Source organism: Tautonia marina, assembly GCF_009177065.1.
In the GTDB taxonomy this organism is placed as follows: Bacteria; Planctomycetota; Planctomycetia; order Isosphaerales; family Isosphaeraceae; genus Tautonia; species Tautonia marina.
Map to the genome: position 1 here is coordinate 176,956 of NZ_WEZF01000015.1, position 15,149 is coordinate 192,104.

The following is a 15,149-nucleotide window of genomic DNA, read 5'->3' on the forward strand; positions in this document are numbered from 1 at the left end:
CCCAGCTCCGGAGATCATCTCCAGGGCTGGGCGTGTGTGGTTTGGTCAAGGCATTTCTGAGCAAGCGGAGAGGGGGGGATTCGAACCCCCGATACCGGTTTCCCAGTATAACGGTTTAGCAAACCGTCGCTTTCAACCACTCAGCCACCTCTCCAGGTGGGGTTCGGACAGGCTCTTGGAAGCCGTGGCGAACCACGACAGTATTATCGAAGATCCAGGGCGGGTGTCAACGCGCGACTCGTTGGATTTTTTTCTCCATCGCGCCCACCGGCGCCGTTCGGCGGCGACTGGGATTGACCCTCGAAGGGGGGGCGATAGAGTCTCAAACGGACTTGAAGGAGGCTCGATCCCGCAAGACCGGCCAGAGAAAGGACGGAGCGTCGTGGAATCCGATCACCCGCAGCGGCCCCAGCAGACTTCCGATCGTCGCGCCAGAAGGCTTCGAAGGCTCAAGCGACTGGCCGTGGTGCTGCTCGTGCTGCTCGTGGCTTCGGCGGCGGTGTTCCACCGGGCCTTGTTCCTGGGCAATGTGGGGGCGGTCGATCCGGGCAAGGTCTACCGATGCGCCCAGCCGAAGGGCAACCTCGACGACCTGATCGCCGAGCTTCAGCCCGGTTCGATTCTAAACCTTCGGGGCGGCTGGTACACCGATTCCTGGTACGCGGCCGAGGTCGAGGCGACGGAACAGGCCGGCATCGACTTCTACGACTTCCCCATGAAGGCCACTCGGCGGCCCAGCCGGGCGGAACTCTTGACGCTGATCGACCTGCTCGACCGTTGCCGCTATCCCCTGGTCATCCACTGCAAGTCGGGCGCCGATCGGACCGGCCTGGCCAGTGCGCTGTATCGCCTGGTGGTCCTGGGGCACTCGCCCGACGAGGCGCTCGAAGAATTCTCGATCTTCTACACCCATATCCCCCTCGCCGGACCCGAGCGCCTGCACGAGCCGTTCAAGGAGTACCGCGACTGGCTCCAGGTCGAGGGCAAGACGCACGAGCCAAGTCTCTTCCGCGATTGGGTCGCGCACCACTTCCGCGATGAGGGCTCGGCCGAGAACACCCTGATCGCTCCCTTAACGCCCGGCCCGCGCATGGGACCGCCGCCGGCCTCGCTCGCCTCCGAGCCGAACAGGCCGAAGGGGTAATTCGGATCGAACTGCCGCGAGACGCCGATCACGTCGAGCATCCCTGGAGTCCCTGGGCGATCCGAACCGATGCGATCGACTGCGACGGCGCGGATCAGCGCGATCCGAACCAGGCCGTCTCGTTCGCAAATCGGGATGGACCAGGGAGGGTCGCCGTCATGCTCCGGGGTTTCGCTCACGTCGTGATCACGCTGGTCGGGTTGGGATCGGTGGTCGGCTCGGTGGCGATCGGACAAGGATCGGGGGCGATGATCCCCCCTCCCCCCGAAAGACTGGTGGTGCGGACGCTCGATGATCTCGTCCGGCTCGATCCGGTCGCGCTCGAAAGCCTCTACCGGCAATCACCTCCCGCCCCGATTCCCAACGGCCCGGTCACGGGGCGCCCGGTCATTCTGCCCGGCTCGATCATGGCCGTACCGGCCTCGAAGGTCGGTCGGGCGGTCTGGCAAGGTAAGATTTTCGACCCTGCGCAAGGGATGGCCGTCAATCGCTTCTTCGGGATCGAGGCCATCCACGGCGAACTTTCCTACGGCCATTCCTGGCTCGACGGCGGCCCTGCTCTGATCCTCGACTACGAACGAACCTCCCGCCTCTACGGGCCATACCGGGACGAACTCCGAGAGGTCGCCCCCGGCCTGATCCTCGGCCTGATGTACGATCGACGCCCCCCGTGCCCGAAGCGGACGCGGTTCTTTGCGCTCGATTACGGCTGCACCCCGGCGCACTGAGCGCCGCGGTCAGGTTGCGATCACATCAACGCGACCGACGAACCGGTCATCCGTTCGTCTTAATCGGTTCGAGGTCATGGAAGCGAATCATCACGCACGGGCCGGCGGTCGGATCGGGCCTTGCGCCCCTCAGACCGCCACCAGCGCCGGTTCTACCTCATCAACCGTGTCCACGATCAGCGAGGCGATCAGCCACTCGATCGGCAAGCCAAGCGCCTTGGCTTCCTCCTGAACCTGGGCGAACAGTTCCGGCGACAGCGTGACCGACAGTTCCGAGGCATTCGAGTTCATCGTCGTGACTCCTCAGCGAAGCCCGCGGAGCGGGAGACGCGGCTCAGACAGAATGGCCTGCCAACGTCCCAGGGTGATGGGAAATGCCATGCACTCAGGCATGGCTCATTCATTACTCCCAGAGCGTCGTTCCGTGACAGTGATTTGTCAAGGTTGCCACCCTAAGAGTTGCATTGAGCGTGCCAACGGCGGACGACAATCCACCGGATTCGGGCCGAATGGCCATGAACAGGATACGGCCGGTGGAGTGACAGACGTGTTGTAGGTCTTGGACGCTTCAACGTCTCGAAAGATTCCAAAAAATTCGATCGAGGCCCGGCTCATCGCAACGAACCCCTTTTCAGGGCCATCGCTGGCGGTACGTAAGCCCGCTGAGCTGAGTGGCTCCGTCCGCAGGATCGGAGCGGATCGAATCGCGTCCCGCGCAATCTCCCACGACGCGATCACCGAGTCAAAGGGGGGAAAACGGAAGGGACCGCTGATCGGTCTCGTGCGAGGAGAACCAGATGTGACTTGTGCAAGAGTCGATTGTTCTGTCATGATGACACGCTGCTGGTCAGAATAGTTCGATCTGTTGGTGGTCTCGGTGTCGTGCCCGCGGACCACTTCCTCTCGTCATGCCCATAGCCCCAGACGTCGACCCGAGCTGGGTCAGCGTTCCGCGCTTGCCTTCCTGATTCGGCGCTGACTCCATCAACGGGGGTCGCTGAGACTGGCTCCCTCGGTGTCAGTTCACTCGCCATCTGTGGAGTGCTGCCATGAAGCCGACCTGGGCGAAGTTCCAAGCCGAGTTCCTCGACTATGTCAACTATCCTGATTCCGATGCGGTCAAAACGCTCATCGGTGGCGGAATTGATGCGGATTACATCACGAACACCTGCGCCATTCGGCTCAGCCGAGGGCTGAATGAAAGCGGCGTGCCCTTGCCCGCCCGTCGCAATGGCCTCTTGACGGTTCGAGGAGGCGACAAGAAGTACTACGCCCTGCGGGTGGCGGAGATGCGGACCTGGCTTCCGCTCATGCTCGGCAAGCCCGCCGTGGATCATCGAAAAAAGGCCGGCACGGCGTTTGATCCGAAGACGCTCTCGGCCCTGAAAGGGATCATCGCCTTCGACATCCGATTCTCGGACGCCACCGGGCATCTCGACTCGTGGGACGGATCAACCTTCTCCAGCGAGTATCGGGTCTCGGATTACTGGACTCCGGCGACCCGAATCACCCTCTGGGCGCTGAGTTAAGACGACCGGCCTCCCGGTGCAGGGAGTATTCCGGAGAGGTGAACCGTCGGGGCAGGTCGCTCCTCTCTTGGAGCGATCCGCCACCGAGATCCCGCGCGCTCAGCAAGTGTCCGCACGATTGAGCCTCTGGCCGGCTGGCTTCCGCCGCGTCGCTTCAAGGGATGCTTGCCTTGCTGGCTCGGCGCGAACCCGATACACTCGAATGCCAACACACCAATGAATGATTGCCTCGCCTGAACGCGCAAACGGGACGTTCCCCGGAGAGCAAGGCGGAAGTCTCCCGAGTGGCCGCGAGCACCGGGAACATTTCGCTCGGCTCGCGATCTCCGGCGATGTTCTGGACATGATCAACGGATACGGAATGAAACTTCTGGATGGGAACGGTCGGGGGCATCTTCCAGGCGAAGCGGATCCAGGCACCACGATCTTTGATCCGACGGTCAGGGCCGAGGTCAGGCGACGGCGGACCTTTGCCATCATCTCTCACCCCGACGCCGGCAAGACAACCTTGACCGAGAAGCTCTTGCTCTATGCCGGGTGCCTCGACGTGGCCGGTATGGTCCGCGGTCGGCGGAATCAGCGGGCGGTAACCTCGGACTGGATGGCCCTGGAACGGCAGCGGGGGATCTCGATCACCTCGACGGCCCTGAGCGTCGATTATCAAGGGGTTCGCGTCAACCTGCTCGACACCCCCGGCCACGAGGACTTCAGCGAAGACACCTATCGGACCTTGATGGCCGCCGATAGCGCCGTGATGGTACTCGACGCGACGAAGGGGGTCGAACCGCAGACTGAGAAGCTGTTTCAGGTCTGCGCCAGGCGCGGGATTCCCATCCTGACGTTCGTGAACAAGCTCGACCGCCCTGGCAGTGATCCGCTGGGCATTCTCAGCGAGATCGAGCGCGTTCTGGGCATTGCCGCCTCCCCCTTGAACTGGCCGGTCGGTCTGGGCCGAGACTTCCGCGGCCTCTGCCATCGCGAAACGCGCGAGGTGACGCTATTTGACCCCGCGGCCCGCGGATCGCTCGTCGTGCCGACGACCACCTGTCGACTTGACGATCCTGACGACGACCGGCTCTCACCGTCCGATCGGGACCAGCTCCAGGGCGACCTCGACCTGCTCGACGTGGCCGGGGCGCCGTTCGACCACGATCGGTTTCTTCAAGGCCAGGTGACCCCCGTCTTCTTCGGCAGCGCTCTGACGAATTACGGGGTCGAAGCCTTCTTCGATGCCTTTCTGAAGCTGGGACCTCCTCCCGGCTCCCGCCGCGCCGAGCATGGCCCGGTCCCCGCCGATCGGGCGGAGTTCGCCGGGTTCATCTTCAAGCTGCAGGCGAACATGGACCCGAAGCACCGCGACCGGGTGGCCTTTCTCCGCGTCTGCTCGGGACGCTTCGAGCGCGACATGGAAGTCACCAACGCCCGGACCGGCACGAAGCTTCGCCTCGCCCGATCCCACCGCCTGTTTGCCCAGGGGCGTGAGACGACCGACGAGGCCTTTCCCGGCGACGTGGTCGGGCTGAACAGCACCGGTGACCTGCGGCTCGGAGACACGCTCTACGCCGGCCCTCCGATCCGCTACGAACCGTTGCCGGAGTTCCCTCCCGAGTGCTTCGCCCGGCTCGATTGCGCCGACACGGGACGCCGCAAGCAGTTCGACCGCGGCCTGTTTCAACTCGTCGAGGAAGGGGCGGTTCGCGTGCTGGTCAGCACCCGGCCGGGAGTCCGAGAACTCTACCTGGCGGCTGTCGGCACGTTGCAGTTCGACGTGGTGCAGGCGAGGCTCGAATCGGAGTACGGCGTGCCGACCCGCCTGGTCCCGATGGAGCCGAAGCTCGCCCGACGGGTTGGCGGCGACGCGGCGGCGCTCAAGAGCCTCTGGTTGCCGAGGGCCTCGATCCCCACCTCCGACCGCGACGGCCTCCCGGTCATCCTGTTCAGCACCTCGTTTGAGCTGGAAAGCTGCCGCAAGAACAATCCCGAGCTTCACTTCGAACCGCTTTCGTAACAGGGATCAGCCCTCGACTCACGCGCAGCTCAACGGGGACGGAGACTCATGGCCCGATCGCTCCATAGCTCTCGGATCGAGGAGACGGTCGACCGGCTCCGAGCCAGCGGAGCCGAGAGTGTCCTGGACCTCGGGTGTGGGTCGGGTCGGCTGCTGGCTCGCCTGCTCCGCGAGCCGCAATTCCGTCGGGTGGCCGGCCTCGACATCTGCCCGCGCTCGCTGAGCCAGGCCGCCGACTCCCTGCGAGCGGAACGAGACCAGCACGACGGTCGCCTGGAATTGATCCACGGTTCCTTCACCGAGCCGGACGATCGGCTCTGCGGGTTCGACGCCGCCGTGATGGTCGAGACGATCGAGCATCTTGATCCCAGGCGTCTCTCGGAGGTCGAGCGGACGGTCTTTCAGCACTGGCGGCCGAAAACGGTGGTCATCACCACGCCGAACCGCGACTTCAACGCTCTCTTTCAACGCGATGCGCGGATCTTGCGACACCGGGATCACCGCTTCGAATGGTCTCGAGAAAAGTTCGCTCGATGGGCCGGCGGCGTCGCCGAGCGGAACGGTTACCACGTCACCTTCGACGGCATCGGTCAGGAACACCCGGCGTTCGGCTGCCCGACCCAGGTGGCGGAATTCGCACTGAGGGACGCACCTCCATGAGCGACGAACCGTTGATCGAGTCGTTTGGGAATCCGTCGATCAGTCCTCGCCTCCGATGGCTCAACCCGCCGCAGCGTTGGGACGTGGATCGCGAGGCGTCCTGTCTGCGGGTCTGGCCCGAGGGGGGAACCGACTTCTGGCAGAAGACGCACTACGGATTCGAGGCCGACACCGGGCACTTCCTCCATCTGGTCGCCTCGGCCGATTTCGTCCTGACCGCTCGGGTCCGGTCGCGGCCGGTCCATCAGTACGATCAGGCCGGGTTGATGGTCCGCGTCTCGCCGACTTGCTGGCTGAAAACCTCGATCGAGTTCGAGCCGAACGGTCCGAACCGCCTCGGAGCCGTGGTGACGAACGACGGCTTCTCGGACTGGTCCACCCAGTCGATCCCTCACGAGGTCGAGACGGTCTGGTTCCGTGTCCGGCTCGAAGGCAACGATTGCCTGGTCGAGGTATCGCGCGACGGATCAACCTGGGAACAGATCCGCATGGCTCCCCTCCGCGAGCGGCCGAGCGTGCCGACCGTCGCCTGCGGCCTCTACGCGTGCAGTCCGAAAGGGGCCGGCTTCATGGCCGAATTTGCCGAGTTAAGCTTCGTGCCGGGACGCCTCCAACACGGCTGATCGCTCCCGTCGTTCCCCCCTCCGCTCGGATCTCTTGAGCGTTTTTCCTGCAAGGCTGGTGTCTTCAGGACCCAAGCCTTGCGAGGCCCTGGAGGCAGGGGGTAGACGGCTGCGTTCAATTTGGCGATAGTCCAACCACGGATGATCGCTCCCCTTTGGACGTGAAGACGTCTGCGGCTCGACGGAAACGAAACCCAGGGGCACGCGGTCTCTGTTGTTCAGGCAATGTCCAGGCCTTCACCATCTCAACGAAGGATGGGGCGCACTGATGAAGCACCTTGCGAAGACGCTCGTGCTGGCGGTCGTGGTGGCGATCCTTTCCCCCTCGGCCGTCCGGTCAGAGACGATCATCGACTTCGACGATCTCTCCCTGTCGAATTATGGAGCCATTCCCGACGGCTACCAGAGTCGGGCGGTCGGCACCGCGAACATCGAGGTCGGTTACCGCACCTATCACGCGACCGACAATTCGACCATCGACGATCATCTGCTCTTCTGGAACACCGGGTACGGTGACCTGTCGTTCGTCGCGATCGCCAGCGAGAACGGCCGGGGTGCCGAGATTCTCCTGACCCCCGATGCCGGCTATGCCGTGACCCTGTCGAGCTTTGACCTGGCCGGCTTCAACCAGGTGGACCGGGTCGCCCGCTTTGTGCGGATTGTCGACGGCAACGATAACCTGCTGCTCGACCTGGGCGCCGACCTGACCATCCTGGGGGCGGGGCCGTCTCACAGCACCTTCCAACCGAACTTCACCCACGCCGGGCCGATCAAGCTTCAGTGGGGGGTCAACTGGAACATCGGCATCGACAACATCCGCTTCTCGCAGACCCGACTGACGGTGATCCCCGAGCCCTCTTCGATGACCATCGTGTTGCTCGGGGGGGCCTTGCTGGTCTCGGCCCGCCCTGTCCTCCGACGGGTTCGCCGCTCCTGAGGCTCCGACCCGGTGTCAGACTCCATCGTTCCCACTGATCGGGACGCGGCGGTTCCCGGGCCTGGCCTCGAACCGCCGCCGTCCTGCCGGTTCACGAGCCCGAGGCGGGAGCGTCGGCCTTCAGGTCGATCTTCGGAAACAGCGGGGTGACCTTCCCGTTGACCAGTGGCGCGGTCACTCGCAGGTCGGGGCCGGCCGGACGCTCGGCGGCGCTGGCGAACGAGACGGCGTCCCACGGTTGAGCCTCGCCGAAGTTGAAGGCGGCGTAGAAGGTCTCGGCGGTGCGGGGGAGGAAGGGTTTGATCAGGATCGAGACGACCCGGAGCGCCTCGGCCAGATTGACGAGCACGACCTTCGTGGCCTCAAGATCGGTCTTGGCGAGTTTGAACGGCTGGGTGGCCTCGATGTAGCGGTTGGCGGCGTCGAGGACCTCAAGCCAGATCCGCTGCAACGCCGTCGCATACTGGAACGATCCGACGAGGCCGCGCAGGTCTTCCACCAGGCTCGGCAAATCCAGCTCGGCCCGCCAGGTGGTCGGATCAATGGCCGCCGAGCCGTCGAGCGACCCGTCGAAGTACTTCAGGCACATGGTCAGGGTGCGGCTGTAGAGGTTCCCCAGGTTGTTGGCCAGCCCGGTGTTGTACGTCTCGGCGAACCGCTCGAACGAGAACTCACCGTCCCCTCCGAACGGGCACTGGCTCATGAAGTAGTAGCGGAACCCCTCGCTGCTGAACTGGCGGATCAGGTCCATCGGCTCGACGATGTTGCCGATGGATTTGCTCATCTTTTGCAAGACGCCGCTCGCGTCGTCCTTGCGGTAAACGAAGCCGTGAGCAAAAACCGCCTTCGGCAGAGGCAACCCCGCTGACATGAGCATCGCCGGCCAGAGGGCGCAGTGAAACCGGGTGATGTCCTTGCCGATCACATGCGTATCGGCTGGCCAGTAGCGCTGAAACTTCGCGTCGTCGTTGCCGTAACCGAGCGCCGTGATGTAGTTCAACAGCGCGTCGAACCAGACGTAAATCGTCTGCTCCTCGTCAAACGGAACGGTAATGCCCCAGGTGAACCCTTTCCGACTGATCGAGACATCCTGAAGCCCCGACTTGACCAGGTTGACGATCTCGTTGCGTCGGCTTTCGGGCTGGATGAACTCGGGGTGCGCCTCGTAGTGGGCGAGCAGGCGGTCTCGAAACTCCGAAAGCTTGAAGAAGTAATTCTCCTCCTCGACGATCTTCAAGGGGGTGTTCGGGTGGTTCGGGCAGGTGCCGCCGGCGGCCTGGACCTCCTCGATGGTCTTGAACTCCTGGCCGGTGGGGGAGACGGCTTCCTTGGCCGTCTTGAACTCCTCGCACCCCTCGCAATAAAGCCCTTGATACGGCCGCTTATCGATGTCTCCCGCGTCGTACACTGCCTGAATGAACTGGCGGCAGCCGGCGTGGTGCCGCGCCTCGCTCGTCTGGATGAAGTCGTCGAACGAGATGTCGAGCGCTCGCCAGACGGCCTTGAACTGCTCGGCCATGTCATCGACGTACGGCTGCGGCTCGACCCCCAACTCCTGGGCTCGCTTCGAGACCTTGATCGTATTTTCGTCGTTGCCCATCAAGAAATAGGTGTCGAAGCCTTCCATGCGACGGAAGCGGGCCTGCACGTCGGCGCCGATCTTTTCGAAGGCGGTGCCGATGTGCGGTCGGCTGTTCGGATAGTCGATCGCGGTGGTAATGAAGAAGGTCGAGGCTTGGCTCATGATTCGGTTCGATCCATCAAAGCGACGGCCCCGCGGTTTGCAACTCGCCCGGGGCGCGGACCGTGCCGGCCGGAGATGGTCCGACACGCGGGGAGGAGGCGGCGTTCGCTTCGCCGTCAAGCCGATCATTCTAGCAAGTCGGGCGGTCGGCTCACCAACCATCAACGGCTTGAGCCAAACGTCTTCGGCAGGATCAGGCCCCCGAGCCCCCGGCGATCGACTTGAAGTAATCGCGATCCGGCAGCAAGACCACCACCGCTTCGTCGGAATCGGTATCAAAATCCCAGAGATACCACAGCCGGCAGTGAGCGCAGGTCGAAAGCATTCGCTCCGGGAACCCGTCGTCGGGCTGATGGAGCGTCATCTCACGATCGCACGAGAAGCACAAAATGCTCGACAGCGGCGTTTCTCCCAGCGAAACGCCCAGCACCTTGACTGCCGCACTCGTCTTGACCCTGCGGAAAGTGGCCATGCCGAGGGCTCCAGGGCTGCTCGTTCGTCTCTGGGCGGGACCGACTCTCCCAGAGACCTCCACGTTAAACGCCATCAACGAAACGTCGCAGCAAAAATCAAACCGTCATTCCGTTCAAACGTGTCGGAAAAGTCTAATTCAATTCTGAGCCGTCAGCCGATCGGGGCGGTTCCGCCGGTCGCGTCTTCCATGATCGCGTGTTCGGTCCATTCCTCGACCGGACGGGCCGGGCCGAGCACCCCTCGGCTCATCACGGCGATCCGGTCGCACACTCCCATCAGCTCGGGCAAGTACGAGCTGACCATGATCACCGCCTTTCCCTCGGCGGCCAGGCTGCCGATCATCCGGTAAATCTCGGCCTTGCTCCCCACATCGATCCCTCGGGTCGGCTCGTCGAGCAACAGCACATCGGCCTGCTGGTGCAGCAGTCGAGCCAGCGCCACCTTCTGCTGATTCCCCCCCGAAAGCGCCCCGATTCGTTGATCGGGCCCCTGCGTCCGAATCCGCATTGCCTCGATCCACTGCCGGGTTTCTCGCCGCCGCGATCCCAGCCTCAGCCATCCGAATCGCGCATAACGCCCCAGGGCCGAAAGCGTCAGGTTCTCCTCGACCGACCGCCCCAGCGCAAGCCCTTCCTCCTTGCGATCCTCGCTCAGAAACCCGATCCCCTCACGGATCGATCGCCTCGGACTTGCCGCCACCGAGCCGGAGTGCCCCTTGATCGTCACCTCCCCCGATCGCACCTCGTCGAGCCCAAAAATCGCCCTCAGCAACTCCGTCCGACCCGCCCCCACCAAGCCGGCAATTCCCAGCACCTCCCCCCGGTGCAAGGTCAGGTCCGCCCACCTCGGCAAGCGACGCCCGGCCAGCCCCCGCAGGTCGAGCACCGGCTCCCCCGCTTCGTGAGGCACTTTCGGGAACATCTCGGTCAGATCCCGACCCACCATCGCCGCGATGATCCCTCGCAGCGCCGCCCCCTTCATCGCTCCCCGCTCGACCGCCCTGCCATCCCTCAAGACCGTGTACCGATCCGCCACCCGCTGCACTTCTTCGAGAAAATGACTGATATAAACGATCGCCAGACCCTGCCTTTTCAGCCGGTCGATCACCGCGAACAGCCGCTCCGCGTCCCGCTCGGTCAACGAACTCGTCGGCTCGTCGAAGACAATCACCCGAGCCTCGCACACCAGGGCCCTCGCCACCTCGATCAACTGCTGCGCCCCCACGCTCAACGATCCGGCCCTCGCCTCGGCCCTGATATCCAGATGCTCCAGCATCTTCATCGCCTCGCGCACGATTCTGCGATGCTCCCCCTTGCGGACCATCCCCAGCCTCGTCCGCTCCTGCCCCAGCATCACGTTCGCCTCGACCGACAGGTGCGGCGCGATCGCCAGTTCCTGGTAGATCATCGCCACCCCCTTCGCCAGCGCCTCCCTCGGCCCCCTCGGCGCATACGGCTCCCCGTCCAGCCTCATCTCTCCCTCGTCGGGCCGATACGCCCCGCTCAAGACCTTCATCAAGGTGCTCTTGCCCGCCCCGTTCTCGCCGATCAAGGCATGCACTTCCCCCGGATACAGGTCGATCGACACGCCATCGAGCGCCCGGCTGGCGCCGAATCGCTTGGCGACATTGCGCATCGCCAGCAAGGGCCGCACGGGCAGATTCTTCTTCGTTTCGATTGGTGCTGCGTCCACGGTTCACCTGCATCGCTGTCATTGATCCGCCAATCGGACTCGGCCCTTCACCTGGCCGAAGACCACTGACCATCGTATGGCGGCGTTTATGCCCTGACGACAGCGGAGTGGTTTGATTTCCCGTCTTTAGAGTTGTGACTCGTCGCCAGGCTGGAACGGACCCCCTGGCCCCCGGCCGCGTAGCGCAGCAAGATCGCCCTGCCCTGCCCTGCCCTGCCCTCCGAGCAGTTCCCCCAGCCGACGCGCCGCCAGGGCCTCGCCGAGGGAGTCCATTGCGATCGGTAGGCCTGTGGAATTGGAACTCGGACCGCCGGTACAATGTGGCCCCGGCGACCGAGGCCGGCGAGGCGACGGGCCGGACGCGGGGTCCGGACGAGGGCCGAAGACGGCAAGATCAGTCGTCCGACGCAGGCAAAACCGCGGGACGTTTCTCGATGAATCCGTACCTCCCCGACGTCGCCCGATTCGATTCGATCTCCATCGGCATCTTCTTCGTCGCCGTGGCCTGCCTGGCCGTGGCGATGGTCTGGCTGGCAGTCCTGTTCGTGATCGCCGTCGTGAAGGGATGGCATCGCCTCCGGTGGCCGCTCGGGCTGCTGCTGATCGGCCTGGTTGTCGGGGCGATCCCCCTGGCCTGGACCGGGCTGCGAGCGCAGATCGACCTGGGGCCCCTCGATCGCCAGGTCGACGGCGAGCGGCATCTCACCCTCACCGGCTGGGACCGCCCGGCCAGCGACTATGATGCGGCGCTGGCGAGCCGACGCGACGCGGTTGTCCTCCAGATGGCCAACCCCGATGTGACGGACGAGGTCGTCGCCGGCATCGACGGCATGGACACCCTGCGCGAGCTGGACCTCAATGACTCGGCCGTGACCGACGAGGCGTTGGCAACAATCGCGGCGCGCCCCGCCCTGGAGGCGCTCAGGATGGCGCGCACCCAAATCACCGACGAGGGGTTCCGCGAGCACCTGGCAAATAAGGAGTCGATCGACAACCTCGACGTCCGGGGCACCGCCGTCTCGCCCGAGACCCTCGCCGCCTGGGTCGCGGCCAAGCCCGGTCGCCGCGTCTTGCCGAGGCCCCCGGCCCCTGCCCCGCCCGACCCGTCCCCCGAGGGGGATGCCGTCGCCGGTGGAGATCCATCCCAGGACGACCGACCCGACACGGAATCGGAGCCGAGCCCCCCATGAGCACCTCCCCGATGAGGCTCGACCCCAGCAGGTCGGGCGACGACCACAACGCCCTCTATCTGGCCCGTGCCTGCGAACTCGCCTACCTGCCCGAGGCCAGGGCCGAACCCCTGTTCCGCGACGAGCTGGGCCTTGAGGCCACGCTGATCAGCGTCGACAACACGCAGGCCTACGTCGGCTCGGGTGCGTCGGAGCTGGTCGTCACCTTCCGAGGGTCCGAGGCCCCCACCAGCCTCGACGGCTTCAAGGATTGGCTGCTGACCAACGCGAACAACTTCCTGGTCCTCCCAGAAGGCCGCATCGGCACCGACTTCGCCGCCGCGGGCGTCGGGGCGCGGTTCCATCGCGGCTTCATGGAGGCCCTGGCCGAGATCTGGGACCCGCTGCTGGCAGCGGTCGAGGCCGAGTTCAAGCGATCGGCCCGGCCCCTGTGGGTCACCGGCCACAGCCTCGGCGGCTCGCTGGCCCTGCTCGCCGCCTGGCGGTTCCAGCAAAACTTCCTCGACGTCCACCAGGTTGTTACCTTCGGGGCGCCGATGGTCGGCAACAAGGAGGCGGCCGACGCCTTCCGCCGCGAGTTTCCGGGCAAGATCTACCGCTACATCGACGACCCCGACCCCGTGCCCTTGCTCCCGGCGATCAGCCTGATCGCCAACCTCTACAACCACTGCCTCGACGAGGTCCGCCTGGGCGGCCAGGCTTCGGGCGCGACCCTCTCGGCCATGCAGCAGCTCGGGGGCAAGGTCGCCCAGGCCGGCCTCGACGCGACCGCGATCGACGAGGTCTGGGGTTTCCTGCTCAATCGGATCGCCGCGCACGACATCACCAACTATCAAAAGCTCATTGGCGAACGGTTCGGCTCCTGAGGCTCCGCCTCTCCTCGGCATCGACGAACCCTCGCGCGGGGGTTCGTCGGGAAGGTCGCGCCCTGGCCTCGTCACCCCACGGCGGGCGATGGCGGCGTTGACGCTGGGACAAAGCTCCGTGCCCCATCAAGCTCAGGGTGACCCCTTCAGCATCCCCGCCCCTTCCAGCGCCCGGAGCATTCCGAAGGTGCTCGACTCGTTCGGCGCGAAGATGCCGTCCACCTGTCCCCGATACCGCGTCACCAGTTGCTGCGACTTCTCCAACGCGGTCGCCGCCGTGGCCCCGGCGTACTGGTCGTCGGAGACGAAGGTGACCTCCGGGAACTCGCTTTGCATCGTGTCGAGGAACCCTTGTTCCCGCTGCTCGGTGCTGGCCGAGCCCACCGCGTAGCGCAGCAAGATCGCCCTGCCCTGCCCTTCGAGCAGTTCCCCCAGCCGACGCGCTGCCAAAGCCCCGCCGTTGTAATTGTCGGTCGCCACATAGCTGACCGGTTTATCGGAGTTCAGAGCCGAGTCAATGATGACCACCGGAATCCCCCGGTCCACCGCCTGCTCGACCGGGCCAACCAGGGCCCTCGCATCCAGCGGCGCCAGCACAATGCCATCGACCCCCAGCGCGATTGCGTTCTGCACCAACTCAATCTGCTGCTGTCGGTCGTCTTCCTTCTGCGGCCCTTTCCAGAGGATCTCCGCGTCCATCTCGTCGGCGGCCGTCTTGGCCCCGGCGTGGATGGTTTGCCAGAACTCGTGCGTGGTCCCCTTGGGAATGACCATCACGCGCCATGTGCGCGTTTTCTCGCCCGAAAGACTGGCGTTGGCCCCGTGCTCCAGCTTCTCGGGGTTGAGCAAGGCGGCGATCTCCGGCTCATCCATGTTCTCAGGGGTCGCCAGCGTCTCGCCCGTCGAAACCTCGGCCTCGACCTCCCGCCCTTCCAGGTGGTCGATCAGGGTCTTGACCCCCAGATAACCCATCCGATGCGGGTTCTGAAGCACCAGCCCCTGAATCTTGCCGTCGCGAAGCGCCTCGACCAGCGGCGGGCTTCCATCAAAGCCCACAAATGCGACGCCGTCCGATCCCGACGCCCCCCCCGCTGAGGACGCTCCCTCTCCCCCCTGCTCCGGAGCCACCCCGCAACCAATCCCACCCAGCACGGCGACGAGCGCCAGCAATCCCCAGCATCGACCGATCATGGCGATCGCCCTCCGTTGTCTCTCGATTGTTCGGTTTGAACGCCCCGCGCATGAATTGCACATGAGCCGCCATCGTAGAACGGGCCGGAGCGGCCGGTCAAGCCGCCGCTCCGGACACGCAAGAAGAAGCGCGTTTGAAAATGCCTCGATCCGTAAGTCCCGACCATTTCTCACCTTTTCGCCACAATTTCCTCACAATTTCAGGCAGGGTGTTGACGCCGGTCAATCCTCTGGTAACATCTCCCTTGTCGCCGGTGAGTCACACCTTGACGCGGGCCGCTCGAAGGGGCGGCCTGTTCTCACCTGTGCGAGGCATCGTGACGACGCGAGCAGGGACGGGTTCGACGATTTGCAAGCTTTGCG

General features: G+C 64.7%; 14 protein-coding genes and 1 tRNA gene. 9 read left to right on the forward strand and 6 right to left on the reverse strand.

Annotated features, from left to right (window positions below; translation table 11 throughout):
• Positions 1-65: 65 nt before the first annotated feature.
• Positions 66-154 (reverse strand) — tRNA-Ser (locus tag GA615_RS18435).
• Positions 155-382: 228 nt separating this feature from the next.
• Between GA615_RS18435 and GA615_RS18440 the strand changes: the two genes are divergently transcribed.
• Positions 383-1,144 (forward strand): tyrosine-protein phosphatase, encoded by a 762-nt coding sequence (locus GA615_RS18440; protein WP_152052780.1) that lies wholly within the window; start codon positions 383-385, stop codon positions 1,142-1,144.
• A 158-nt stretch (positions 1,145-1,302) separates the two neighbouring features.
• Positions 1,303-1,872 carry a hypothetical protein gene (locus GA615_RS18445; protein WP_152052781.1) on the forward strand — a complete coding sequence of 190 codons (570 nt, stop codon included), beginning with the start codon at positions 1,303-1,305 and terminating at the stop codon, positions 1,870-1,872.
• A 129-nt stretch (positions 1,873-2,001) separates the two neighbouring features.
• Here the strand turns inward: GA615_RS18445 and GA615_RS27885 are convergent, their stop codons facing one another.
• Entirely contained in the window at positions 2,002-2,163 is a 162-nt protein-coding gene (locus GA615_RS27885; RefSeq protein ID WP_201750230.1) for a hypothetical protein, read from the reverse strand.
• A gap of 758 nt (positions 2,164-2,921) precedes the next feature.
• On the opposite strand from GA615_RS27885, the gene GA615_RS18450 reads away from it, so the two are divergent.
• From GA615_RS18450 to GA615_RS18470, 5 genes are all read left to right on the forward strand, one after another.
• Positions 2,922-3,401 carry a type VI secretion system amidase effector protein Tae4 gene (locus tag GA615_RS18450; RefSeq protein ID WP_152052782.1) on the forward strand — a complete coding sequence of 160 codons (480 nt, stop codon included), beginning with the start codon at positions 2,922-2,924 and terminating at the stop codon, positions 3,399-3,401.
• Positions 3,402-3,744: 343 nt separating this feature from the next.
• Positions 3,745-5,409, forward strand: a complete 1,665-nt coding sequence (locus GA615_RS18455) for a peptide chain release factor 3 (protein WP_201750231.1) — start codon at positions 3,745-3,747, stop codon at positions 5,407-5,409.
• A 48-nt stretch (positions 5,410-5,457) separates the two neighbouring features.
• Positions 5,458-6,069, forward strand: a complete 612-nt coding sequence (locus GA615_RS18460) for a methyltransferase (RefSeq protein ID WP_152052784.1) — start codon at positions 5,458-5,460, stop codon at positions 6,067-6,069.
• Positions 6,066-6,692, forward strand: a complete 627-nt coding sequence (locus tag GA615_RS18465; protein ID WP_152052785.1) for a DUF1349 domain-containing protein — start codon at positions 6,066-6,068, stop codon at positions 6,690-6,692. Before GA615_RS18460 ends, GA615_RS18465 begins: the two co-directional genes overlap by 4 nt.
• A 268-nt stretch (positions 6,693-6,960) precedes the next feature.
• The gene (locus GA615_RS18470) at positions 6,961-7,629 is read left to right on the forward strand and encodes a hypothetical protein (protein WP_152052786.1); all 669 of its coding nucleotides are present in this window, start codon (positions 6,961-6,963) and stop codon (positions 7,627-7,629) included.
• A gap of 91 nt (positions 7,630-7,720) precedes the next feature.
• Here the strand turns inward: GA615_RS18470 and metG are convergent, their stop codons facing one another.
• The 3 genes from metG to GA615_RS18485 all read right to left on the reverse strand — a co-directional run bounded on the left by metG (position 7,721) and on the right by GA615_RS18485 (position 11,539).
• Positions 7,721-9,373: a methionine--tRNA ligase gene (metG, locus tag GA615_RS18475; RefSeq protein ID WP_152052787.1), complete on the reverse strand. Its 1,653-nt coding sequence runs from the start codon at positions 9,371-9,373 to the stop codon at positions 7,721-7,723.
• Positions 9,374-9,566: 193 nt separating this feature from the next.
• Entirely contained in the window at positions 9,567-9,845 is a 279-nt protein-coding gene (locus GA615_RS18480; protein ID WP_152052788.1) for a hypothetical protein, read from the reverse strand.
• Between the two features lie 152 nt (positions 9,846-9,997).
• Complete coding sequence (locus tag GA615_RS18485; RefSeq protein WP_235905538.1) at positions 9,998-11,539, reverse strand: sugar ABC transporter ATP-binding protein; 1,542 nt, start codon at positions 11,537-11,539, stop codon at positions 9,998-10,000.
• A gap of 434 nt (positions 11,540-11,973) precedes the next feature.
• Here GA615_RS18485 and GA615_RS18490 point away from each other — a divergent pair, with 434 nt between their 5' ends.
• Positions 11,974-12,729 (forward strand): hypothetical protein, encoded by a 756-nt coding sequence (locus GA615_RS18490; protein ID WP_152052789.1) that lies wholly within the window; start codon positions 11,974-11,976, stop codon positions 12,727-12,729.
• Entirely contained in the window at positions 12,726-13,595 is an 870-nt protein-coding gene (locus tag GA615_RS18495; protein ID WP_201750232.1) for a lipase family protein, read from the forward strand. The genes GA615_RS18490 and GA615_RS18495 overlap by 4 nt, the downstream gene beginning before the upstream one ends.
• 132 nt (positions 13,596-13,727) lie before the next feature.
• On the opposite strand, the gene GA615_RS18500 is transcribed toward GA615_RS18495, so the two are convergent.
• Positions 13,728-14,786 carry a substrate-binding domain-containing protein gene (locus GA615_RS18500; RefSeq protein ID WP_152052790.1) on the reverse strand — a complete coding sequence of 353 codons (1,059 nt, stop codon included), beginning with the start codon at positions 14,784-14,786 and terminating at the stop codon, positions 13,728-13,730.
• Between the last annotated feature and the right edge of the window lie 363 nt (positions 14,787-15,149).

Excerpts from the sequence above, each read along its gene's own strand:
- GA615_RS18495 (WP_201750232.1), top strand. The coding sequence starts at position 12,726 with ATGAGCACCTCCCCGATGAGGCTCGACCCCAGCAGGTCGGGCGACGAC.
- GA615_RS18480 (WP_152052788.1), bottom strand. The coding sequence starts at position 9,845 with ATGGCCACTTTCCGCAGGGTCAAGACGAGTGCGGCAGTCAAGGTGCTG.
- GA615_RS18490 (WP_152052789.1), top strand. The coding sequence starts at position 11,974 with ATGAATCCGTACCTCCCCGACGTCGCCCGATTCGATTCGATCTCCATC.
- GA615_RS18460 (WP_152052784.1), top strand. The coding sequence starts at position 5,458 with ATGGCCCGATCGCTCCATAGCTCTCGGATCGAGGAGACGGTCGACCGG.
- GA615_RS27885 (WP_201750230.1), bottom strand. The coding sequence starts at position 2,163 with ATGAACTCGAATGCCTCGGAACTGTCGGTCACGCTGTCGCCGGAACTG.
- GA615_RS18455 (WP_201750231.1), top strand. The coding sequence starts at position 3,745 with ATGATCAACGGATACGGAATGAAACTTCTGGATGGGAACGGTCGGGGG.
- GA615_RS18450 (WP_152052782.1), top strand. The coding sequence starts at position 2,922 with ATGAAGCCGACCTGGGCGAAGTTCCAAGCCGAGTTCCTCGACTATGTC.
- GA615_RS18470 (WP_152052786.1), top strand. The coding sequence starts at position 6,961 with ATGAAGCACCTTGCGAAGACGCTCGTGCTGGCGGTCGTGGTGGCGATC.
- GA615_RS18465 (WP_152052785.1), top strand. The coding sequence starts at position 6,066 with ATGAGCGACGAACCGTTGATCGAGTCGTTTGGGAATCCGTCGATCAGT.
- GA615_RS18445 (WP_152052781.1), top strand. The coding sequence starts at position 1,303 with ATGCTCCGGGGTTTCGCTCACGTCGTGATCACGCTGGTCGGGTTGGGA.
- GA615_RS18500 (WP_152052790.1), bottom strand. The coding sequence starts at position 14,786 with ATGATCGGTCGATGCTGGGGATTGCTGGCGCTCGTCGCCGTGCTGGGT.
- metG (WP_152052787.1), bottom strand. The coding sequence starts at position 9,373 with ATGAGCCAAGCCTCGACCTTCTTCATTACCACCGCGATCGACTATCCG.